This window comes from Falsiroseomonas algicola (genome assembly GCF_011040385.1).
GTDB lineage: Bacteria > Pseudomonadota > Alphaproteobacteria > Acetobacterales > Acetobacteraceae > Falsiroseomonas > Falsiroseomonas algicola.
This window is the reverse complement of sequence record NZ_JAAIKB010000008.1, coordinates 212,204-233,375: the sequence shown is the minus strand read 5'-3', so window position 1 is coordinate 233,375 and position 21,172 is coordinate 212,204. Positions and strand designations below refer to the sequence as shown.

The 21,172-nt window shown below is 70.5% G+C and carries 22 protein-coding genes; 7 read left to right on the top strand and 15 right to left on the bottom strand.

Annotated elements, in window-relative coordinates:
- Position 1: 1 nt before the first annotated feature.
- The 4 genes from G3576_RS20010 to G3576_RS19995 all read right to left on the bottom strand — a co-directional run bounded on the left by G3576_RS20010 (position 2) and on the right by G3576_RS19995 (position 2,421).
- Positions 2-394 (bottom strand): hypothetical protein, encoded by a 393-nt coding sequence (locus G3576_RS20010; protein WP_164696203.1) that lies wholly within the window; start codon positions 392-394, stop codon positions 2-4.
- A complete protein-coding gene (gene moaA / locus G3576_RS20005; protein ID WP_164696202.1) occupies positions 394-1,386 on the bottom strand; it encodes a GTP 3',8-cyclase MoaA in 993 nt (330 codons plus the stop codon). The genes G3576_RS20010 and moaA overlap by 1 nt, the downstream gene beginning before the upstream one ends.
- A 103-nt stretch (positions 1,387-1,489) precedes the next feature.
- Entirely contained in the window at positions 1,490-2,245 is a 756-nt protein-coding gene (locus tag G3576_RS20000; RefSeq protein WP_164696201.1) for a sulfite exporter TauE/SafE family protein, read from the bottom strand.
- The gene (locus tag G3576_RS19995) at positions 2,242-2,421 is read right to left on the bottom strand and encodes a DUF3553 domain-containing protein (protein ID WP_164696200.1); all 180 of its coding nucleotides are present in this window, start codon (positions 2,419-2,421) and stop codon (positions 2,242-2,244) included. Before G3576_RS19995 ends, G3576_RS20000 begins: the two co-directional genes overlap by 4 nt.
- 210 nt (positions 2,422-2,631) lie before the next feature.
- Here G3576_RS19995 and G3576_RS19990 point away from each other — a divergent pair, with 210 nt between their 5' ends.
- The 6 genes from G3576_RS19990 to G3576_RS19965 all read left to right on the top strand — a co-directional run bounded on the left by G3576_RS19990 (position 2,632) and on the right by G3576_RS19965 (position 8,732).
- Positions 2,632-3,246 carry a histidine phosphotransferase family protein gene (locus G3576_RS19990; RefSeq protein ID WP_164696199.1) on the top strand — a complete coding sequence of 205 codons (615 nt, stop codon included), beginning with the start codon at positions 2,632-2,634 and terminating at the stop codon, positions 3,244-3,246.
- An 85-nt stretch (positions 3,247-3,331) separates the two neighbouring features.
- A complete protein-coding gene (locus tag G3576_RS19985; protein WP_164696198.1) occupies positions 3,332-5,929 on the top strand; it encodes a hybrid sensor histidine kinase/response regulator in 2,598 nt (865 codons plus the stop codon).
- A 16-nt stretch (positions 5,930-5,945) separates the two neighbouring features.
- On the top strand, positions 5,946-6,410 hold the full coding sequence (locus tag G3576_RS19980) for a chemotaxis protein CheW (protein WP_164696197.1): 465 nt from the start codon (positions 5,946-5,948) through the stop codon (positions 6,408-6,410).
- Positions 6,407-6,814, top strand: coding sequence for a response regulator (locus G3576_RS19975; RefSeq protein WP_164696196.1), 408 nt, complete (start codon positions 6,407-6,409; stop codon positions 6,812-6,814). Before G3576_RS19980 ends, G3576_RS19975 begins: the two co-directional genes overlap by 4 nt.
- Complete coding sequence (locus G3576_RS19970; protein WP_328729397.1) at positions 6,811-7,914, top strand: protein-glutamate methylesterase/protein-glutamine glutaminase; 1,104 nt, start codon at positions 6,811-6,813, stop codon at positions 7,912-7,914. Before G3576_RS19975 ends, G3576_RS19970 begins: the two co-directional genes overlap by 4 nt.
- Positions 7,911-8,732 (top strand): CheR family methyltransferase, encoded by an 822-nt coding sequence (locus G3576_RS19965; RefSeq protein ID WP_164696195.1) that lies wholly within the window; start codon positions 7,911-7,913, stop codon positions 8,730-8,732. Before G3576_RS19970 ends, G3576_RS19965 begins: the two co-directional genes overlap by 4 nt.
- A 65-nt stretch (positions 8,733-8,797) precedes the next feature.
- Here G3576_RS19965 and G3576_RS19960 read toward each other — a convergent pair whose 3' ends face one another.
- Genes G3576_RS19960 through ccoN form a run of 9 tightly spaced genes read right to left on the bottom strand, consistent with a single transcriptional unit; the run spans position 8,798 to position 16,810 of the window.
- The gene (locus G3576_RS19960) at positions 8,798-8,974 is read right to left on the bottom strand and encodes a hypothetical protein (RefSeq protein WP_164696194.1); all 177 of its coding nucleotides are present in this window, start codon (positions 8,972-8,974) and stop codon (positions 8,798-8,800) included.
- Complete coding sequence (ccoS, locus tag G3576_RS19955) at positions 8,971-9,132, bottom strand: cbb3-type cytochrome oxidase assembly protein CcoS (protein WP_164696193.1); 162 nt, start codon at positions 9,130-9,132, stop codon at positions 8,971-8,973. Before ccoS ends, G3576_RS19960 begins: the two co-directional genes overlap by 4 nt.
- Positions 9,129-11,486 (bottom strand): heavy metal translocating P-type ATPase, encoded by a 2,358-nt coding sequence (locus tag G3576_RS19950; protein ID WP_164696192.1) that lies wholly within the window; start codon positions 11,484-11,486, stop codon positions 9,129-9,131. Before G3576_RS19950 ends, ccoS begins: the two co-directional genes overlap by 4 nt.
- Positions 11,483-11,962 (bottom strand): FixH family protein, encoded by a 480-nt coding sequence (locus G3576_RS19945; protein ID WP_164696191.1) that lies wholly within the window; start codon positions 11,960-11,962, stop codon positions 11,483-11,485. Before G3576_RS19945 ends, G3576_RS19950 begins: the two co-directional genes overlap by 4 nt.
- Positions 11,959-13,482, bottom strand: coding sequence for a cytochrome c oxidase accessory protein CcoG (gene ccoG, locus G3576_RS19940; RefSeq protein ID WP_164696190.1), 1,524 nt, complete (start codon positions 13,480-13,482; stop codon positions 11,959-11,961). Before ccoG ends, G3576_RS19945 begins: the two co-directional genes overlap by 4 nt.
- 21 nt (positions 13,483-13,503) lie before the next feature.
- Positions 13,504-14,376 (bottom strand): cytochrome-c oxidase, cbb3-type subunit III, encoded by an 873-nt coding sequence (ccoP, locus tag G3576_RS19935; RefSeq protein WP_164696189.1) that lies wholly within the window; start codon positions 14,374-14,376, stop codon positions 13,504-13,506.
- A 13-nt stretch (positions 14,377-14,389) separates the two neighbouring features.
- Entirely contained in the window at positions 14,390-14,557 is a 168-nt protein-coding gene (locus tag G3576_RS19930) for a cbb3-type cytochrome oxidase subunit 3 (protein ID WP_164696188.1), read from the bottom strand.
- A gap of 11 nt (positions 14,558-14,568) precedes the next feature.
- Positions 14,569-15,297 carry a cytochrome-c oxidase, cbb3-type subunit II gene (ccoO, locus tag G3576_RS19925; protein WP_164696187.1) on the bottom strand — a complete coding sequence of 243 codons (729 nt, stop codon included), beginning with the start codon at positions 15,295-15,297 and terminating at the stop codon, positions 14,569-14,571.
- Between the two features lie 13 nt (positions 15,298-15,310).
- Complete coding sequence (gene ccoN / locus G3576_RS19920; RefSeq protein WP_164696186.1) at positions 15,311-16,810, bottom strand: cytochrome-c oxidase, cbb3-type subunit I; 1,500 nt, start codon at positions 16,808-16,810, stop codon at positions 15,311-15,313.
- 169 nt (positions 16,811-16,979) lie between these two features.
- On the opposite strand from ccoN, the gene G3576_RS19915 reads away from it, so the two are divergent.
- Complete coding sequence (locus G3576_RS19915) at positions 16,980-17,759, top strand: DUF2189 domain-containing protein (protein ID WP_164696185.1); 780 nt, start codon at positions 16,980-16,982, stop codon at positions 17,757-17,759.
- Here the strand turns inward: G3576_RS19915 and G3576_RS19910 are convergent, their stop codons facing one another.
- Together G3576_RS19910 and G3576_RS19905 are read right to left on the bottom strand one after the other, a co-directional pair.
- A complete protein-coding gene (locus G3576_RS19910; RefSeq protein ID WP_164696184.1) occupies positions 17,760-20,297 on the bottom strand; it encodes a calcium-binding protein in 2,538 nt (845 codons plus the stop codon).
- Positions 20,298-20,369: 72 nt separating this feature from the next.
- Positions 20,370-21,140 (bottom strand): sulfite exporter TauE/SafE family protein, encoded by a 771-nt coding sequence (locus G3576_RS19905; RefSeq protein ID WP_164696183.1) that lies wholly within the window; start codon positions 21,138-21,140, stop codon positions 20,370-20,372.
- Positions 21,141-21,172 lie beyond the last annotated feature (32 nt).

Sequence of the window (21,172 nt, the reverse complement as noted above, 5' to 3'; positions counted from 1 at the left end):
TTCAGCGGGGTGTCCGCGGCCAGTCGAGCCGGGGTTCGGACCGGCTCGGCCCGCCGCTGCGGTCCGGCCAGGCAGGGGGCGGGGGCACCGGCGGCGCGACGCGGGGGGCCGCCTCCGCGGCCGGGCGCAGCGCGGGGCTTGGGTCCACCCAATCCTCCTCCAGCGCCGGGCGACGGCGGCCGGGCTCCGGCGTGCGGAGCGACAGGCTGCGGAGTTCGGTCTGGATCTCGTCCAGCTGCGCCTCGATGGCGTCGAGCCGCCCCTTCACCCCGAAGACGCTGAAGGGCATCAGCAGATAGGCCAGCCCCACCAGCAGCAGGCAGACAAGGAAGACCAGGCCGACCCAGTCGGGCAGGCCGGGGATGGTCAGCGCGGCCTGGATCTCCTGCAGCATCAGCCGCCCGTCACGCTCATGTGCCGCGCGACGGCGGGGGCGCGGGTCTGCCGGTCGATGACGAAGTCATGGCCCCTGGGCTTGCGGGAGATGGCTTCCAGGATCGCCTCCTTCAGCCCCTCGTCGTCCAGCGTGCTGTCGCGCAAAGGCTTGCGGAGGTCGGCCGCATCGTCCTGGCCCAGGCACATGTAGAGCGTGCCGGTGCAGGTGACGCGCACGCGGTTGCAGGATTCGCAGAAATTATGCGTCAGCGGCGTGATGAAGCCGATCCGCGCGCCGGTTTCCTTCACCCGGTAGTAGCGGGCGGGGCCGCCGGTCGAATAATCCGTCTCCTCCAGCGTCCAGTTCTGCCGGAGGCGGGTCCGCACGGTCGAGAGCGGCAGATACTGGTCGTTCCGGCTGCCATCGATCTCGCCGAGCGGCATCGTCTCGATCAGGCAGAGGTCGAAGCCATGCTCCCCGCACCAGGCCAGCATGCGGTCGAACTCGCCCTCATTCACCCCCTTCATCGCCACGGCGTTGATCTTGACGTGGAGGCCCGCGGCCTTGGAGGCGAAGATGCCGTCCAGCGTCGGCTCGATCTTCCCCCAGCGGGTGACGGCGGCGAAGGTGGCGGGATCGAGCGTATCCAGGCTGACATTGATGCGCCGGACGCCGGCCGCATGGAGGTCCCCGGCCATCCTGGTCAGCTGCGTGCCGTTGGTGGTGACCGTCAGCTCCTTCAGCCCGCCGGGCCCGATCCGCGCGCCGAGGTTGCGGAACAGGGAGATGACGTTCTTCCGCACCAGCGGCTCGCCGCCCGTCAGGCGGATCTTGTCCACGCCGAGCCCGATGAAGGCCCCGCAGAGCCGGTCCAGCTCCTCCAGGCTCAGCACCTCTGCCTTGGGGAGGAAGGTCATGTCCTCCGCCATGCAGTAGACGCAGCGCAGGTCGCAGCGGTCGGTCACGGAGACGCGCAGGTAGCTGACCCGCCGGCCAAACGGATCGATCATGAGGCCCGAACTCCCAGGAAGAAGCACCGCGAAGGCGCCGGACGCGCAGCGCGGCCCTGCATTTGGTCCGGCCACCCCTGCCGGTGCAAGCCCCCTCCCGGGCTCACACCAGCAGGGTGACGCTGCCGGTGATGACCAGGAAGACCAGGGCGGCGCGCCGGTACCAGCGGTCCGGCACCACATGAAACAGCCGCGCCCCGATCGGCACGCAGCACAGCAGGACCGGCAGCAGGAACAGCGCCTTCAGGAAGACCAGCGTTCCCATCAGCCCGCCGATCGCGGGCGGGATCACGGAGATGACGGAGATGGTGGCGAAGAACAGGATCAGGTTCGCCCGGTGCTGCTTCGCCGCCTCCGGCCCCGCCAGCAGGTAGAGGATGACGGGCGGGCCGCTCATGCCCGTCGCGCCCTTCAGCAGCCCGGCGATGGTGCCGATGGTGAGGTTGAGCGGCAGGGGGCGGGAGCCCGTGTAGCGCCAGCCCGACAGCAGCAGCAGGCCGAAGACCAGCACGAAGGCGCCGATGCAGCGGCGCAGCAGGTCCTGGTCCGCCGTCAGCAGGATGAAGGCGCCGAGCGGGGTCGCCAGGCAGGCCGCGGCGCCGATCGGCAGGATCACCCGCCGGTTGGCGTCCCCGAAGGCCTTGGGCAGCAGCTGGAGGGAGACGGCCAGTTCCATCAGCAGCATGACGGGGATGCCGACCCGCGGCCCCCAGAGCACCGAATAGGCGGGGGCCAGCAGCACGGCGGTCCCAAAGCCCGAATAGCCGCGCATCAGCCCGGCGAGCGCGGTGACGAGGGCAGCGGCGTAGAATCGCCAATCGCCCAGCAGCGCGGCCATTTCGGCCCCAAGGCCGGTCATTCGGCGTCGCGATCGACGGGCTCTAGCGTTACAGGGCCGATATGGACCATCATCTTTCCCGCATGCTCGAAGTTCACTGTCACGCGGTTGCCGACCACTGACTGCACCTGGCCAGTCCCCCAATCCGGACGGGCAGGGTTGATCACCCGGTCGCCGGGAAAAAGTTCACCGTTCATGCGCCAGCGTTACCAAGAATTACGTCTTCCAGACTAGCCTGCCCGCCGCGAACTCGTCTTCCCTGTCGGGAAGGGTCTTCGGCGCGGCAGCGCGGGCCGGGCCCGGTTCCCCGCCGGCGCCTGACGGGCGGGCCCACCCCTGGGTCATCCCTCTGGGGGCCTCTCTCGGCGCATGCGGCATGGTTTCGCGTCGTCTTTCGGAGGAAATGGATGCTGCCTGACAAGATCGCCCTCGCCCAAGCGGTATGCACCCGCCTCTGCCATGATTTGGGCGGCGCGGTGGGGGCGCTGTCCAACGCGCTGGACCTGATGGACGGGGCGGGCGGCGACGCGATGGATGTCGCGCGCGATGCTTCCGCCATCATGGACCGGCGCATCCGCTTCTACCGCGCGGCCGTGGGCGCGGGGTGCGGGGATTGCCGGGTGGACGAACTTGCGCAGGCGGCGGAGGGGCTGACGCTCGGCCGGCGCGCCATCATCGACTTCAACGATCTCGACAGCACCATCGTGCTGCCGGCGCATCTGGCGCAGGCGGTGCTGCTGGCGCTGTGGACGGCGATCGATGGGCTTCCACGCGGCGGCGCGGTGCGTGTCGGCGGCGACCTGGAGGGTGGCCTCTCGATCTGGCCGGACGGCCCTTCCGCCGCCTGGCCGCCGATCCTCTCCGCCGGCATGGCCGGGGAGCCGATGGCCTTCACGCCGCGCAACGTCTCCGTGCCGCTGCTGGTCTCGGTCGCCGCCAGTTCCGGCATCCGGCTGGAGATGCTGCACGGGCGCACCGGCATCGCCGCGCCGCTGCTGATGACGACCTTCACCCGCAACTGATCGGGCATGCGATTGCGGCCTGGCATTTACCGAATCTTCGGGTGAATGCCGCAAGCTCCGGGCAAGACGAGGCGCCGGAGCGACCATGGACGACCTGCTGGCAGATTTCCTGACCGAGACTCACGAGGGCCTCGTGGCGCTCGATTCCGCGCTGCTGCGGCTTGAGAAGCAGCCGCAGGACAAGCCGACCCTGTCGGAAATCTTCCGGCTCGTGCACACCATCAAGGGCACTTGCGGCTTCCTCGGCCTGTCGCGGCTGGAGAAGGTGGCGCATGCGGCCGAGAACGTGCTCGGCCTGTACCGCGACGGCGTGCTGGCCGTGACGCCGGATGGCGTGACGCTCATCCTCAACGCGCTCGACCGGATCAAGGAAATCGTGGGCGGGCTGGAATCCGGCGGCGCGGAGCCCGCGGGCGACGATGCGGAGCTGATCAGCCGCCTCGATGCCGCCGCGACCGGGGAGATCGGGCCCGAGCCCGCGCCCGCGCCCAAGCCCGTGGAGGTTGCCGAGCCGGTGGTGGCCGAGCCGGTGGTGGCGGAGGTCGCGGCGCCCGAGCCGCGCGCCGTCACCGCCCCCGCGCCGCGCGCGCCGGCCGAGCCGCCGCCGGAGGAGAGCGCCACGGGCCGCGCGCCGCCGCAGAGCATCCGCGTCTCCGTCGATGTGCTCGAGGACCTGATGATGCTGGTCAGTGAGCTGGTGCTGACGCGCAACCAGCTGATGCAGCTGGCGCGTGCGCGGGGCGATGGCGCCTACACCGTGCCGCTGCAGCGCCTGTCGCACATCACGTCGGACCTGCAGGACGGCGTGATGAAGACGCGCATGCAGCCGATCGGCAATGCCTGGGCGAAGATGCCGCGCCTGGTGCGCGACCTCTCGATCGAACTCGGCAAGAAGATCAACCTCGAGATGCGCGGCGCGGATACCGAGCTGGATCGCCAGGTGCTCGAGCTCATCAAGGATCCGCTGACGCACATGGTGCGCAACAGCGGCGACCATGGGCTGGAGATGCCGGAGGAGCGCCGAAAGGCGAACAAGTCCGAGACCGGGCGCATCATGCTCAACGCCTATCACGAAGGCGGCCACATCCTCATCGAGATCGCGGATGACGGGAAGGGGCTGAGCACCGACCGCATCCGCGCCAAGGCGCTGTCCCAGGGCCTGGCGACGGAAGCCGAGATCGCGGCGATGAGCGACCGCGAGGTGCATCGCTTCATCTTCCGCGCCGGCTTCTCCACCGCCGCCGCCGTCACCGCCGTCTCCGGCCGCGGCGTCGGCATGGATGTGGTGAAGACGAATGTGGAGCGCATCGGCGGCACCATCGACGTCTCCTCCACCGAGGGGAAGGGGACCAGCTTCACCATCAAGATCCCGCTGACGCTGGCGATCGTCTCCGCGCTGATCGTGGAGGTGGCGGGGGAGCGCTTCGCCATCCCGCAGATCGGCGTGCTGGAGCTGGTGCGCGTCGGCGGCGGCGCGGATACGCGCGTGGAGCGCATCAAGGACGCGCCGGTGCTGCGGCTGCGCGACCGGCTGCTGCCCCTCGTCTCGCTGGGCGCCGTGCTGGGGCTGGAGGAGCCGAAGGAGGTTCCCATCGGCGAAAGCGGCGACATGGGCTTCGTCGTCGTCACGCAGGTCGGCGCGCATGTCTTCGGCATCATCGTCGATCGCCTCTTCGACACGGAGGAGATCGTGGTGAAGCCGGTGGCGCCGATCCTGCGCCACATCGGCATGTTCTCCGGCAACACCATCCTCGGCGATGGCAGCGTCATCATGATCCTGGATCCCAACGGCATCGCCCGCGTCACCGGCGTGGCCGGCGATGGGGCGGAGCAGCGTTCGATGGCGGGCCAGGCGACGAGCGGCGTGCGGTCCAACGACAAGACGGCGCTGCTGCTGTTCCGCGCCGGCGATGCGACGCCGAAGGCGGTGCCGCTCGGCCTCATCGCGCGGCTCGACGACCTGCCGGTGGAGAACATCGAGTATTCCGGCGGCACGCCGGTGGTGCAGTATCGCGGCCAGCTGATGCCGCTGATCTCCATGACGGGCGATTACGGGCCGCCGCAGGACGAGCGTGGCCGCCAGACCGTGCTGGTGTTCAGCGAGGGCGATCGCAGCCTGGGCCTGATGGTCGATGCGATCCTCGACGTGGTCGATGAATCGCTGAACGTGCAGGCCGGCCAGGGGCGCCCGGGCTTCCTCGGTTCCGCCGTCATCGCCGGCAAGGTCACCGATGTGATCGATACCGCCTGGTGGCTGCGCCAGGCCGGTGGCGACTGGTTCCGCGCCTCCCCGGCGCAGACCGTCACGCGCCGCCTGCTGGTGGTGGAGGATAGCGGCTTCTTCCGCGAACTCGTCGTGCCGGCGCTGGCGGCGGAGGGCTACGAGGTCGTCGCGGTGGAAAGCGCCGTGCATGCGCTGAAGCTGCGCGAGCGCGGCGAGATGTTCGACGGCATCGTCTCCGACATCGAGATGCCGGAGGTGGATGGCTACGGCTTCGCGCAGGAGGTCCGCGCCGGCGGCGCCTGGGCGGAGCTGCCGATGATCGCCCTGACCGGGCGGGTGGAGCCGGCCGCGGTGGCGCGCGGACGCGCCGTGGGCTTCACGGACTACGTCGCGAAATTCGACCGGGAAGCGCTGATCGGCAGCCTGGCGGAATGCTTCAACGTGCCGGTCGCGGCCTGAGGCGGGGGAGGAAACGGTGCAAACCCAGTCGACCCAGTCGAGCATCGTCGATGCCGACCTGTTCCTGACATTGACGGTGGCGGGACAGACCTGTGGCGTCCCGGTGCTGGTGGTGCGGGACGTGCTCGGCCCGCAGACCATCACCCGCATCCCGCTGGCGCCGCCGGAGGTGGCGGGCAGCCTCAACCTCCGCGGCCGCATCGTCACCGCCATCGACCTGCGCCGGCGGCTGAACCTGACCCCGCGCCCGGCGGACCAGCAGCCCATGAGCATCGTGGTCGAGATGGCCGGGGAGCTCTACAGCATGCTGGCCGATGGGGTGGGGGAGGTGGTGCCGCTGCGGTCCGAGGACAGCGCGCCCAATCCCCCGACATTGGACCCGCTTTGGCGAGAAGTGTCGAAAGGTGTCCATCGGCGCGATGGGCAGCTTCTGATCGTGCTAGATGTGGAACGCATCCTCACGATTGGTGGTGGCCGATGACTAGCAACAATGCCGTGCCGGTGGCCCGCAGCTGCCTGGTGGTCGATGACAGCCGGGTGGTGCGCAAGGCGCAGCGCCGGATCCTGGAAAGCCTCGGCTTCCAGGTGCGGGAGGCGGAGGACGGCGCCAAGGCGCTGGAGGCCTGCCGCGAGGCGATGCCCGAACTGGTGATGCTGGACTGGAACATGCCGGTCATGGACGGAATCACCTTCCTGCGTGCCGCGCGCGCCGAATTCGGCCCGGGCGAGCCCATCATCGTGCTCTGCACCACCGAATGCGGCTTCGACCGCATCATGGAGGCGCTGGAGGCGGGCGCGCAGGAATACGTCATGAAGCCCTTCGATGCGGAGATCATCGGGGGCAAGCTGGAACAGCTCGGCCTCATCCAGGCGGCGGCCGCGTGACGCTGAACAGCCCCGTCCGCGTGATGCTTTGCGATGACAGCGCCGCGGCGCGCGCTGTCATGAGCCGCATGCTGTCGAGCGACCCTGGGATCGAGGTGATCGCCAAGGCGACCGATGGCACGGAGGCGGTGGCGCAGCTCACCGCCATGAAGGCGCCGGATCGCCCCCAGGTGATCCTGCTGGACCTCGAGATGCCGCGGATGGACGGGATGACCGCCCTGCCGCATCTGCTGCGGGTGGCGCCGGAAACCTCCATCATCGTGGCCAGCGCGCTCAGCCAGCGCGGGGCCAAGGCGACGATGGAGGCGCTGCGCGCCGGCGCGGTGGACTATGTCCCGAAGCCCACGGCCGCGGCCGGCGGCATGAATGGCGGGCAGTTCCAGGCGGAGCTGGTCGCGAAGGTGAAGGGCTGGGCGCGCATGCGCCGGCGCGGGCCGGCGATTCCCACCGCCATGCCGCGGATGGCGGTGCCCCTGGCGCCGGCACTCGGCGTCGCGGCGGCGGCGGGCACGCTGAAGCCGCGCATCATCGCCATCGGCTCCTCCACCGGCGGGCCGCAGGCGCTGGCGGCGCTGGTGGCCCGGCTGAACCGGCCGCTCGGCGTGCCGGTGGTGGCGGTGCAGCACATGCCGGCGGGGTTCACGACGCTGCTGGCCGACCACCTCAACCGCATCGGCGCGCTGCCCTGCAGCGAGGCGAAGGACGGGGAGGCGCTGCTGCCCGGCCGCTTCTACCTGGCGCCCGGGGACCGGCATCTGCTGGTCAAGGATGCCGGGCAGGGCTTCGTGGCGCAGCTGTCGGACGGCCCGCCGGAGAATTTCTGCCGCCCGGCGGTGGACCCGCTGTTGCGCAGCGTGGTCGCGGCATGCCAGGGCAAGGTCCTGGCGGCGATCCTGACCGGCATGGGCAGCGACGGCCTGGCCGGCAGCCGCGCCCTGGTGGCGGCGGGCGGCCAGGTGCTGGCGCAGGATGAGGCAAGTTCCGTGGTCTGGGGCATGCCCGGGGCGGTCGCCAAGGCGGGAATCGCCGCGGCGGTGACGAGTATCGAGGATATCGCGGAGCGCATCGTCGCTGCTGGCGGGAATGGGAGGCGCACATGAGCAGTGACGGATTCGCTGATGTCGCGGGTGTGGTGCGTCGCCGGTCGGGCATCGTTCTGACGGAGGACAAGGCCTATCTGCTGGAAACGCGCCTCGGCCCCGTGCTGCAGAAATTCGGCCTGGCCTCCATCGGCGCGCTGGGTGCGAAGCTGAAGGCGCGGCCGGACGAGCAGCTGGAACGCGCGGTGGTGGAAGCACTGACCACGCATGAGAGCAGCTTCTTCCGGGACGGGAAGCCCTTCGACCACCTGGCGAAGCTGCTGCCGCGCCTGCTGGCGCCGGGCCGTTCCGCGCCGCTGCGCATCTGGTCGGCCGCCTGTTCGACGGGGCAGGAGCCCTATTCGATCGCCATGCTGGTGGCGGATGCGCTGGCCGGACGGCCGGGGCCGAAGGTGGAGATCCTGGCCACCGACATCTCCGGCGATGTGCTGACGCGCGCGAAGCAGGGCGTCTACACGCAGTTCGAGGTGCAGCGCGGCCTGCCGATCCGGTCGCTGGTGAAGTACTTCAAGCAGGATGGCGCGAAGTGGCGCATCAACCCGGACCTGGCCGCCATGGTGCGGTTCGAGGAACGGAACCTGCTGGCGGACCTCTCGGCACTCGGCAAGTTCGACGCGATCTTCTGCCGCAACGTGCTGATCTACTTCGACGCGCCGACCAAGACCCGCGTGCTGGACGCGCTGGCCAAGCGGCTGAACCCGGACGGGATCCTGTATCTCGGCGGCGCGGAGACGGTGCTGGGACTGACGGACCGGCTGGTGCCGGTGCCCGGCGAACGCGGCGCCTACGGCACCGCGGAACAGCGCGCGGCGGCCTGAGGCCGCCGCCATCCCGCGCCGCGTGACGCGGCGCGGGACGATGCCGCGCCCTCAGTGACGCCCGGTCAGTGGCGGGCAGCATCCGCGGCATCGAAATGCCGCTTCACCAGGAACAGCGCGAACAGCACGCCGAAGCCGAACAGGCCATAGCCGAAGATGGCCAGGCCGATCTCCTGCGCCGCGGCGGCGGCGGCCAGGCCGATGACGGACATCAGGGCGGAGAAGACGAGGAAGTAGATCATCGGCGGGACTCCTTCGGGGGTTGGTCGTCGAACAGGATGCGGGACGCGGCGCCATCGAGATCCTCGTATTGGCGGTTGCGCAGCGTCCAGAGGAAGAGGCCGAGCGCAAGCAGGCCCAGGAACAGGGCCGCCGGCACCAGGAAGACCAGGGCGTTCACAGGCGCGCCTCCTTGCCCGCTCTCAGGGCATTCAGGATCACGATGATGGAGCTGCTCGCCATCACCAGGGCGGCGATCAGCGGCGTCACGAAGCCCAGCACGGCGGCGGGCACGGCCACCACATTATAGGCCAGGCTGAAGGCGATGTTCTGCTTCGCCAGCAGCTGAGCCTTGCGCGCGGCGCGGATGGCGGCGGGCAGGGCCGAGAGGCCGTCGCCGCGCAGCACCAGGTCCGATGTCGCCTGCGCGATGTCGGTGCCCGTGGCGGGGCTGGCGGAGACATGCGCCAAGGCGAGGGCGGCGGCATCGTTGATGCCATCGCCCACCATCAGCGGGCGCTTGCCCTGCTGGCACAGCGCCTCGATCCGCGCGGCCTTGTCGGCGGGCGTCGCGCGGGCCTGCCAGGGGCCGATGCCGGTGGCGGCGGCCGCGTCCTCCACCGCGCCGGCGCCGTCGCCGGACAGCAGCTCCGTCGTCAGGCCCAGCTCCTGCAGTTCCCGCACCACGCGCGCCGCATCGGGCCGCAGTTCGTCGGCGAAGCGGAAGGCGATGGGGGCGGCGCCCTCCTCCGCCAGGTAGAGCGTCATGCCGCTATCGGCGTGGCACTCGATCCCGCAGAAGGACGCGCTGCCGAGGCGCGTCGCGCCGTGGCGGAGTCCGCTGCCCGGCACTTCCTCCACCCCGTCCAGCAGCGGCGCATCCGGGCAGGCGCGCAACAGCGCCTGCGCCAGCGGATGGCGGCTGCCATGGGCGAGGGAGGCGGCGCGGCGCAGCGCCGCGCGGTCCAGCCCCGGCTCCTCCACCAGCGCCGGGTGGCCCATGGTCAGCGTGCCGGTCTTGTCCAGCACGACATGGTCGGCGGAGGCCAGGCGCTCCAGCGCGGTGGCGGAGGCCACCAGCACGCCGCGGCGGAACAGCGCGCCGACGGTCGCGACCTGCACCGCCGGCACCGCGATGGCGAGGCCACAGGGGCAGGTGACGATCAGCGAGGCCACGGCCGGCACCAGCGCTGCCTGCCAGGTGACGCCGACGCCGAGCCACCAGCCGAGGAAGGTCATGGCAGCGACGGCGTGGATGATCGGCACGTACCAGCGCGCCGCCTTGTCGGCGATGGAGACGAAGCGGCCGCGGCCCTGCTCCGCCTTTTCCACCAGCAGGGCCAAGGATGCCAGCGAGCCATCCTTCGCCGCGGCGGTGACGCGCAGGGTGAAGGCGCTGCCCATGTTGACCGCGCCGGCCATCAGGGGCTCGCCGGGCTCGATCCGGCGGGGCAGGGATTCACCGGTGGTGGCGCTGGTGTCGAGCAGCACCTCCTGCGCCGCCACGCCATCCAGCCGCAACCGGTCGCCGGTCGCGACCAGCAGCCTGTCGCCGGCCAGCACGCTGCCGACCGGCACGGCGCGGGTCGATCCATCCGGCAGGCGAAGCTCCACGCTGCCATCCTGCAGCGCCAGCAATTCGGCGACGGCCTGGCGGGCGCGGCGGCGCATGCCGCGGTCCAGCACGCGGCCGGCCAGCAGCAGCGCCAGCAGCGCGGTCGCGCCATCGAACCAGGTATAGGGGCCGTTGCGGATGGCCTCGCTGAGGCTCATCGCGGTCGTGGCCAGCACGCCGAGCGAGACGGCGAGGTCCATGTTGCCGCGGCCGCTGCGGATGGCGTGCCAGGCGGAGCGGTAGAAGGGCATGCCCGCCACCAGCACGGTCGGCAGGCCGAACAGCGCCGCCAGCCAATGCATCAGCGCGCGGGTGTGTTCCCCCATGTCGCCGCCGACCCAGACGGCGACGGAGACGAGCATGACATTCATCGACCCGAAGGCGGCGATGCCGAGCGCGCGGATGAGCTGCCGCCCCTCCTCATCCTCCGTCGCCCGGAGGCAGGCGGGGGACCAGGGCGCGATGCGGAAGCCGAGCCTGGCCACCAGTCCCGCGAGTGCGCGGGCACGATCGGCATCGCCGCGCCAGCGCAGCGACAGGCGCCGGGCCGTGAGGTTCACGCGGGCGCGGACCACATCGGGCTCCGCCGCCAGCGCCTGTTCGATCAGCCAGACGCAGGCGCCGCAGGAGAGCCCGCTGACCATGAGATCGAGCGATTGCGTGCCATCGGATTCCGCCCGGGCGAGGGCTGCGAAATCGACGGCGGGCGGGACCTCGGCGGGGCGCAGCGCGCCGGCTGCACCTTCCAGTCGCGCATAGAAGGCCGTCAGGCCGAGGCCGCGCACCAGCGCATGGGCGGCAGCACAGCCATGGCAGCAGAACTCGCCCTGGCCGGGCGCGAGGTCCGCGCCGCAATGCGCGCAGCGGGCCCGCGATACGCCGGGGGAGGCAGCCTCGACCGGGCGGAGAAGGGCGTTCATGGCAGCACCATGCGCTGGCGGATATCGAGCACCTCTCCACCCGGGCCGAAGAAGCGCAGCACCGCATCCCACTGGCCGGGCACCCGCGTGCCCGTCTCGGCGCGGAAGCTGCCGGTGGCGGTGGCGGCGAAGTCGAGCGGCTGGGTCGTGCCCTCCAGCGGGCGGAGCAGGCGGCCCTCCAGCCTTCCGGGCAGGGCGGCGCCGCCGCGATCCGCCATGGTGACGACCAGGCTGTTGCCGCGCAGCTGAACATCGGCGCGCCAGCCCAGCGCCTCCTGCCGCGCCGCGGCCTCGATCACGTGGTTGTAGGCGCGGCCGCGATCATAGGCCTTGCCGGTGGTGACGCCGGTGAAGGTGGTGAGGGCGAAGAAGACCAGCACCGCATTCACCGCGACGACCAGCAGCATGCCGCCCACGAAGACCCAGGGGATCCAGCGGTCGCGTGGAAGGGCGGGCTTGATGACCATGTCGCTCATCGGCTTTCGGGCCCCAGGAAGATGCTGCTTTCGCTGACCACCGTCCGGCCCCGGCCATCGACCAGGCGGAAGGTGACGGGGATGGAGGTGCGGGTCGGCGTGCCGGGCGGCTGCGTCAGCAGCACGCGCCACTGCGTGATGCCGTCGGGCCGCGTCGTCACCATCGGGCGGTCACCCGGCGCGGTGGTGGGCGCTTCCTGCACCTGCATCTGCAGCGCGGTGCGGGAGTCGAGCACCAGCGCGTAGCTCGCGATGTCGCGGTCCTTGTTGGCGATCTTCAGCGTATAGGCGTTGCGGATGCCGCCATCGGACAGCGTGACGAAAAGCGGCGCGCGATCCCGCAGCACCGACAGCGTCACGGTCTGCCGCAGCAGCCAGGCGCCGAGCATCACCGCCATGACGGCGCCCAGCATGCCCGCATAGAGCAGGGTGCGCGGCCGGATGAAGCGCGGCACGCGGCGCACCTCCATCCCCGTGGCGCAGCGGGCGCGGGAGGGCGGCAGCGCCTTGGTCGCGGCGGTGGAGGCGGCAAGGTTCGACAGCGTCTCGAAGGCGATCAGCCCGGTCGGGCGATCGAGCCGCTTCATGATGTCGTCGCAGGCATCGATGCAGAGGCCGCAGCCGATGCATTCCAGCTGCTGGCCATCGCGGATGTCGATGCCGGTCGGGCAGACATTCACGCAGGCCTGGCAATCCACGCAATCGCCGATGCCATCGGCCTTGGCCTTGCCGCGCGGTTCGCCCCGCCAGTCGCGATAAGTGACGACGAGGGAGTTCTCATCGAGCATCGCGGCCTGGAAGCGCGGCCAGGGGCACATGTAGGTGCAGACCTGTTCCCGCGCCCAGCCGGCCAGCACATAGGTCGTGGTGGTGAAGAGGCCGAAGTAGAAATAGACGTCGAGCGAGGCGCCGCCGGTCAGCAGATCCACCGTCACGGTCGGCGCATCGTTGAAGTACATGATCCAGGCGCCGCCGGTGGCCGCCGCGATCAGCAGCCAGGCCGCATGGGTCAGGCCCTTCTTGCGCAGCTTCTCCAGCGTCCAGGGCTGCTTGTCGAGCCGCATGCGTTCGTTGCGGTCGCCCTGGATGACGCGCTCCACCCACATGAACAGATCCGTCCAGACCGTCTGCGGGCAGGTGAAGCCGCACCAGACGCGGCCGAAGAGGCTGGTCGCCACGAAGAGCCCGATGGCGCCCAGCACCAGCAGGCCCGTCAGGAAGTAGACTTCCTGCGGCCAGATCTCGACGAAGAAGAAGAACAGGCGGCCATTGCCGATATCGACCAGCACCGCCTGGTCCGGCGCGCCGGGACCACGATCCCAGCGCAGCCAGGGCACGAGGTAGTAGAGCGCCAGGCACAGGATGAGCACAGCCCATTTCGCCCGGCGCACCGGGCCCTTCACGGCCTTCGGATAGACCTTCTGCCGATCCGCGTAGAGCGAGGTCGGTGCCGCCGCCTGTTGCGTCCCTTCGGTCTTCGCCGCGGGCTTCAGGCGATCGGGCGGCTGGATCGTGCTCATTGTCCCTGTCCTGGCCTTGCTTCAGTTCTCGCCGCCGCCCAGCGCGTGGACGTAGACCGCCAGCATGTTGACGATGGCGGGGTCGAGCCGCTGGCCCCAGGCCGGCATCACGCCTGCGCGGGCATAGGCGATGCTGCGCGCGATGGAGGCCTTGTCGCCGCCATAGAGCCAGATCTGGTCCGACAGGCGCGGCGCGCCGACATCCCGGTTGCCCTCGCCACGTTCGCCATGGCAGGCGGCGCAGTTCTCGGCGTAGAGCGCCTCGCCACGCCCCGCGGCCGCCGCATCGGTGGAGCGGCGGGAGAGGGAGAGGACGTATTCCGCCGTGTCGTTGACCTGCGGCAGGGTCAGCACGCCATCGGCCAGGAAGCGCGGCATCTGGCTGGTGCGTTCCTCGTCGCTTTCGCCGGCGCGGACGCCGTTCGCGATGGTGTGGCGGATCGCGTCATGCGTGCCGCCCCAGATCCAGTCGTCATCGGCGAGCGAGGGGAACCCGCCCTGCGCACCCTGGCCGCCGGCGCCGTGGCAGCCCGCGCAGTTGTTGGCGAAGGCGGTGCGTCCGCCGGCCACCGCGAAGGCGCGGAGTTCCGGATCCGCCGCGATGGTCTTCGGGTCGGAAGCCCGGATGCGCGCCAGCATCGGCTCCATCCGCGACTGCGCGGCGCGCACATCGCCGACCACCGCTTCCCGCGCGATCCAGCCCGTGACGCCCGTCGCGCCCTGGAAAGGGAAGGCGGGGTAGAGCACGACCCAGACGGCGGCGAAGGCGATGGTCGCGTACATCACGTAGAGCCACCACTTCGGCAGCGGCGTGTTCAGTTCCTTCAGCCCGTCCCACTCATGGCCCGTGGTGTCGGTGCCGGTGAGGCTGTCCTTCTCGATCTTGGTGGGCATGGTGTCACACTCCTCAGGACAGGCGGTCGCGCGGGTCGTCGCGGAAGGGGATGTCCCCCGCCTCGTCGAAGCCTCGCTTGCGCTTGGGAGCCAGCACGTAGATCAGGATCCCGGTGAACAGGACGAAGAACCAGACCACCCAGAGGGTGGAGAAGAGCGGTTGCAGCGCGACGAGGTTCATGGCGCCGTCCCTCACTGCTGGCGCAGCTGGTCGGGCGTCACGTCGCTGAAGCGGACGAGCGTCCCGAGCATCTGCAGATAGGCGACCAGCGCATCCATCTCCGTCACCACGCCGGCATTGCCGTCGAACACGCCCTGGCGGGCGCGGGCGTAGCGGGTGCCGAAGCCAGCCGCGTCACGGTCGGGGCGCGCCTGCGTCTCCAGGTCGGCGCGGGCATTGGCGATCATCTCGTCCGTGTAGGGGACGCCGACGCTGCGCTGCGCGCGCAGGTGGTCGGCGATGTCGCCATAGGCCAGCGGCCGGTCGAGGAAGGCGTAGGGCGGCATGATGCTTTCCGGCACCACGGCGCGCGGGCTGCGGAGATGCGCGGCGTGCCAGTCATCGGAATACCGGCCGCCGACGCGCGCCAGGTCGGGACCCGTGCGCTTCGATCCCCACTGGAAGGGGTGGTCGTACATGCTCTCCGCCGCCAGGCTGTAGTGGCCGTAGCGCTCCAGCTCGTCGCGGAAGGGGCGCACCATCTGGCTGTGGCAGGTGTAGCAGCCCTCACGCACGTAGATGTTGCGGCCCATCAGCTCGAGCGGCGTGTAGGGGCGGATGCCCTGCACACGCTCGATCGTGCTCTCCACCGTGAAGAGCGGCACGATCTGCGCGAGGCCGCCGATGGAGACCGTGATGAGCGTGAGCACGCCCATCAGGATCAGGTTCTTCTCGATGATGGCGTGGTTGAACCAGCGCATTGCCCGGTCCTCCTTATTCGGCCGGAGCCGGGACGGGCATGGCGGAGGCGACGGGCAGCGCGGCCGCTTCCTCGCTCTCGCCACGGGTCACGGTCATCCAGAGGTTGTAGACCATGATGAGCGCGCCGCTGAGGTAGAGCACGCCGCCCAGCACGCGGATCACGTAGTAGGGGTGCATCGCGGCCACGGTCTCGATGAAGCTGTACTGCAGGAAGCCGAGCTCGTCATAGGCGCGCCACATCAGGCCCTGCAGGATGCCCGACACCCACATCGCGGTGATGTAGAGGACGATGCCGAGCGTCGCGATCCAGAAGTGCCAGGACACCAGCTTCTCGCTGTACAGGCCCTTCTTCGCCCAGAGGCGCGGGAACAGCCAGTAGAGCGCGCCGAAGGTGACGAAGCCGACCCAGCCCATGGCGCCACTATGCACATGGCCGATGGTCCAGTCGGTGTAGTGCGACAGCGCGTTCACCGCCTTGATGGACATGACCGGCCCTTCGAAGGTGGACATGCCGTAGAAGCCGACCGCGGTGACGGAGAAGCGGAGGCCGGGATTGGTGCGGAGCTTATCCCAGGCGCCCGAGAGGGTCATGATCCCGTTGATCATGCCGCCCCAGCTCGGCATCCACAGCATCACGCTGAACACCATGCCGAGCGTCTGCGCCCAGTCCGGCAGCGCGGTGTAGTGCAGGTGGTGCGGGCCGGCCCAGATGTAGAGGAAGATCAGCGACCAGAAGTGCACGATCGACAGCCGGTAGGAATAGACCGGCCGTTCCGCCTGCTTCGGGATGAAGTAGTACATCATGCCGAGGAAGCCCGCGGTCAGGAAGAAGCCCACCGCGTTGTGGCCGTACCACCACTGGATCATCGCATCCTGCACGCCGGACGCCGCGCCGTAGCTCTTCGCATGGCCGAGCGTGATGGGCAGCGCCAGGTTGTTGCCGATATGCAGCATGGCGACGGTGACGATGAAGGCCAGGTAGAACCAGTTCGCCACGTAGATGTGGGGCTCTTCCCGCCGCAGGATCGTGCCGCCGAAGGCGATGAGGTAGTGCACCCACACGACCGTCAGCCAGAGGTCCACGTACCACTCGGGCTCGGCATATTCCTTGCCCTGGGTGACGCCCAGCACATAGCCGAGTGCCGCGGTGACGATGACGAACTGGTAGCCCCAGAACAGGAACCAGCCCATGTTCTCGCCGCCGAAGAGCCGTGCGCGGCAGGTGCGCTGCACGACGTAGAGGCTGGTGCAGAACAGCGCGTTTCCGCCGAAGGCGAAGATCACGGCGCTGGTGTGGACGGGCCGGAAGCGGCCGAAGGTCGTCCATTCGAGATCGAGGTTCAGCAGCGGCCAGGCCAGCTGCGAAGCGATCACGACGCCCACCAGGAAGCCGACGACTCCCCAGAAGACGGTTGCAATCGCGAAGGCACGGATCGGTGCCTCCACATAGGGCTCGTGCCGCGCAACCGTGGCCGTTCCGGCCTGGTTCGCGGCGTAGCCTGCTACAGCCATCGCATCAGTCTCCCCTGCGCACGCCACGGTCGCGATCGGACCGGCGCTGTGGGGGGGAGATGACAGCTTCCCAGTGTGGGCGTCCTTGATGCGGATCAATTCCCGGGGAGGGGTCGTGCCGCTATGGTCGCGGCCGAGGAAGGCGCCCCCGGAAGATGGAACCCAGACGATGAGCGGCGACACCGCGCCCATGGCGAAGACCAGGATGCCCGACATCGTCCTGGTGCCGAATGACCGGCCCTGGCGGTGGCTCGCGGCCGGGTGGCAGGACCTGATGGCGGTGCCGCATCTCGGCTTCGTCTATGGCGGCGCCATCGTCGTCGCGGGCTGGGCGCTGGTGGTGGTGCTGCTGCAACTCGGCAGCGCCTGGGCGATCCTGCCGGCCACGGCGGGCTTCTTCGTCGTGGCGCCGCTGCTGGGCGCCGGGCTCTACGAGGTCAGCCGGCGGCGCGAGGCGGGGGAGGAGACGAGCTTCATGGCCTGCGCCTCCGCCTTCCGCCGCAACGGCACGCAGCTCGCGCTGATCGGTGCCGCGCTGCTGCTGATCCATCTCTTCTGGATCCGCATCGCGGGGCTGCTCTTCGCGCTGTTCTTCGGCCTCGGCTTCTCGCCGGCGATCGAGACGCTGCCGATCGCCATGCTGCGCTCCGACAATTTGCTGCCCTTCCTCATCATCGGCACGGGCTTCGGCTTCGTCCTGGCCTGCGTCTCCTTCGCCATTTCCGCCGTCTCCATCCCGATGATCATCGACCGCGACATCTCGGCCTTCGAAGCCGTCGTCGTCTCCGTCACCGCGGTGACCCGCAACTGGCGGGCCATGGCGCTCTGGGCCGGGCTGATCGTGGTGTTCACGGCGATGGCGCTGGTGCCCTTCTTCTTCGGCATCGCGCTGGTGCTGCCGCTGATCGGGCATGCGACCTGGCATGCCTATCGCGACGTCGTCAGGTAGTCAGAGGATCACGATGTCGGCGGCGCCGAGCGTCGTCGGCGACACGCCCAGCAGCAGCACGCTGTGGCCCGAACCCAGCGCCAGCAGGGCGCCATCGGCGCTGGCCTGGAAGGCCGCCAGGACGGCGGCGGAGGAGGCGTAGAGGCTGGCCGGCACGCCCAGCCGGTCCTCGCCCCGGGTGAAGTCGGTCACGCGGTCATGCCCGCCGCCGGTCTCCATCAGGAAAAGGTCGTTGCCCGCGCCGCCCGCCAGCGTATCGGCGCCGCCGCCGCCGGCCAGCGTATCCGCGCCACCCAGGCCCAGCAGAAGATTCGCGGCCGCGTTGCCGCGAATGACGTTCGGCAGCGCATTCCCCTGGCCGGTGACCAGGGTGCCCAGCAGCAGCAGGTTCTCCACCTGGGCGGGCAGGATGTAGCCGCCGCCGGTCAGGTCGGCCTGCACCCAGTCCGTGCCGCCGCCAGGCTCCTCCACCACCAGGTCGCGCGTCGAATCGATCAGATAGACATCGTCATCCGCGCCGCCGATCAGCAACGATCCCAGCCTGTCCGCCGCACGGGCATCCAGCGTGTCGTTGCCCGCGCCGCCGCGCAGCTCATCCCCCCCGCCGGCGCCCGCCACCAGCAGGTCGTTGCCCGCATCGCCCTGCAGCCAATCGGCGCCGTCCTGGCCGTCCAGGCTGTCATGGCCGGCGCCGCCCGCCAGCACATCCCGCCCCGTGCCGCCATAGCCGAGATCGTCGCCTTCGCCGCCGGAAAAGCTATCGTTTCCCGCCCCGCCCAGCAGGGTATCCGCCCCCGCACCGCCGAAGCCGCGATCCGCGCCATCGCCGCCGTTCAGCGAATCGGCACCATCGCCGCCTGCCAGCAGGTCCCCTCCGGCGCCGCCATCCAGCGTATCGGCGCCGGATCCGCCGAGCAGCGCGTCATCCCCCGTGCCACCCGCCAGCGAATCGGCGCCATCCCCGCCATCCGCCAGGTCGTTGCCGGCCCCGCCCGAGAGCGCGTTCGCGCCCTCATTCCCGAACAGGCTGTCCCCCCCGGCGGCGCCGAACAGGGCGATGTCGCCCGCGCCGGTGGCGGCACGCAGGCGTTCGATCTCCTCGGGGATCGTCATCGCGCCCGCGGTGACGATCTCGTCGGTCCCGCCACCCGGTAATTCCGCCCAGCTGTCGCCGACGCCGAGGACATAGGTGTCGTTGCCCGCGCCGCCCAGCAGGCTGTCGGCGCCATTCCCGCCATCCAGCCAGTCATGGCCATCGTTGCCCTGCAGGGTATCGAGCCCATCGCCGCCGGAAAGCGTGTCGGCGCCGGTGCCGCCATCCAGGATGTCATTGCCTGCGCCGCCGTTCAGCCCATCGTTGCCGTCGCTTCCGGCCAGCGTGTCGTCGCCGTCCCCGCCGATCAGCCAGTCATCATCCGCGTCGCCGTCCAGGACATCCGCTTCCGTCCCGCCATCCAGCGTGTCGGCACCTGGCCCGCCGCGGAGCGAATCCGCCTCCGACCCGCCGGAGAGGGAATCCGCGCCGGCGCCGCCATCCAGCGTATCCGACTGCGACTGGCCATCCAGCATGTCGTTGCCGTCCTCGCCCAGCAGGCGATCGGCGTCGGACCCGCCGCGCAGGGTATCGTTCCCCGTGCCACCAAGCACGGTATCGGCGCCGCCGCCGCTGATGACGATGTCGTTGCCCGCTCCGCCATCGATGGAATCGGTGCCCGTATTGCCCAGCAGCGAATCATTGCCGTCGCCGCCCAGCAGGGTGTCGTTGCCGGTGCTGCCGTCCAGGCTGTCGGCGCCCGCGCCGCCGGCCAGGCTGTCATTGCCGGCGCCCGCGGCGACGGTATCGTTCCCGCCATGGCCGAAGATCGCATCGGCCCCGGCGCCACCGGCGATCGACTCGGCGGCATTGGTGCCGTCCGTGACCGTGAAGGCGGGCAGGGGGCCGGGCGCCAGGATGGTGACGGCGATGGTGAAGGCCGAGAGGTTCCGGCCATCGGAGACCTCGATCATCACCTCCCGCACCGTGCCGCCCTGGCCGACCAGGTCGATGCCCGGCTTCAGGCGCAGCGTGGTGCCGATGATCTCGAACCAGGCGGAATCGGGCCAGGCGACGCTGTATTCCAGCGGCCCCGCGCTGTCCGGGTCATCCGCGGCCAGGATGCCGATATCGGCGCCGACATCGGTGGCCAGCACGACGCCGCCGCTGAAGAAGCGGAGGTTCTGCGGCGGCGTGTCGTCGATGCCGACCAGCTGCACCGCGTAGGTGGCGGGCAGCGCGACCCAGCCCGAAGTGGTCCGGACGGACAGGCCGAAGCGGAAGACGAAGCCCTCGCCCAGGCTTTCCGCATCGAAGACGGCAGCGGGGGCGAGGCGGATGCGGGTGCCCGATGCCTCCAGCGTGGCGGAGAAGGCCTGGGCGCCGTCACCCGTCAGGGCAACGTCCAGCACCCCGGCGGAAAGGGCCAGGGTGGCGGACCAGTCGGCGGGTCGGGCATTCTCGAAGATCGTGGCCGGCACCGCGCCGGTCACCACCACTGACATCAAGCGGGCCCCATCCTGGTGGCCCCGCCATAAGGCCGATGTCGGGTTGATACCCCGTCAACGGGGCGCCGGTCAGGCGGCCAGCCGCAGCGCCGCGCCGGCCAGCACCACGGCATTCAGCGCGAACAGCGCGGCGCCCAGCACCTGCAGCCGGGGGCCGAGCGCACGCAGGAAGAAGCGGCCGAGGAAGGCGACCCCCACGAGGGAGGGGATGGTGCCGAGGCAGAAGGCCAGCATCGCCACCGCCCCCGCCAGCGCGCTGCCCGTCGCCGCCGCGGCGGCGAGCGCGGCATAGAGCAGCCCGCAGGGCAGGCCGGAGAGCAGCAGGCCGAGCCCGAAGCCGCGCCTGCCCCCGGGCGACGCCAGCAGGCCGCCCATGCTGGCGGTCAGCCAGGCCGTCAGGCCCTCCGTCGCCCCGGCCAGCCGGCGGGGAAGCAGGGGGGCGTGCGCCAGGCGCCAGCGTCCGGGCAGGCGCTGCAGGGCCTGCAGCGCCATCAGGACGGCGGCGGCCAGCAGCAGGGCGGCCAGCACATGGCGCAGCCCCGTGACCTGGTTCAGCGCCCCCGCCGCCAGCCCGCTGACGGCGCCGAGAGTCGAATAACCGACGATCCGCCCGGCGTGGTAGGGCAGCAGCGCCGCCCCCGCGAGGCGCGACAGCGTGCCGCCGGTGCCGGTGGCCGCGCTGGCCTGGGCGATGACGAAGGGCGCGCACATGGCCGCGCAATGCGTCAGCCCGCCCGCCAGCCCCGCCAGGAACAGGGCCATCGCCACCACGGGAAGGCCGCCCGGGCCGATGGCGGTCAGGTCATGCAGGCAATTCGCGATCATGTCCCACCATGGCATGGTTGCCGCCGGCCCGGCTTGCGCCAGATCAA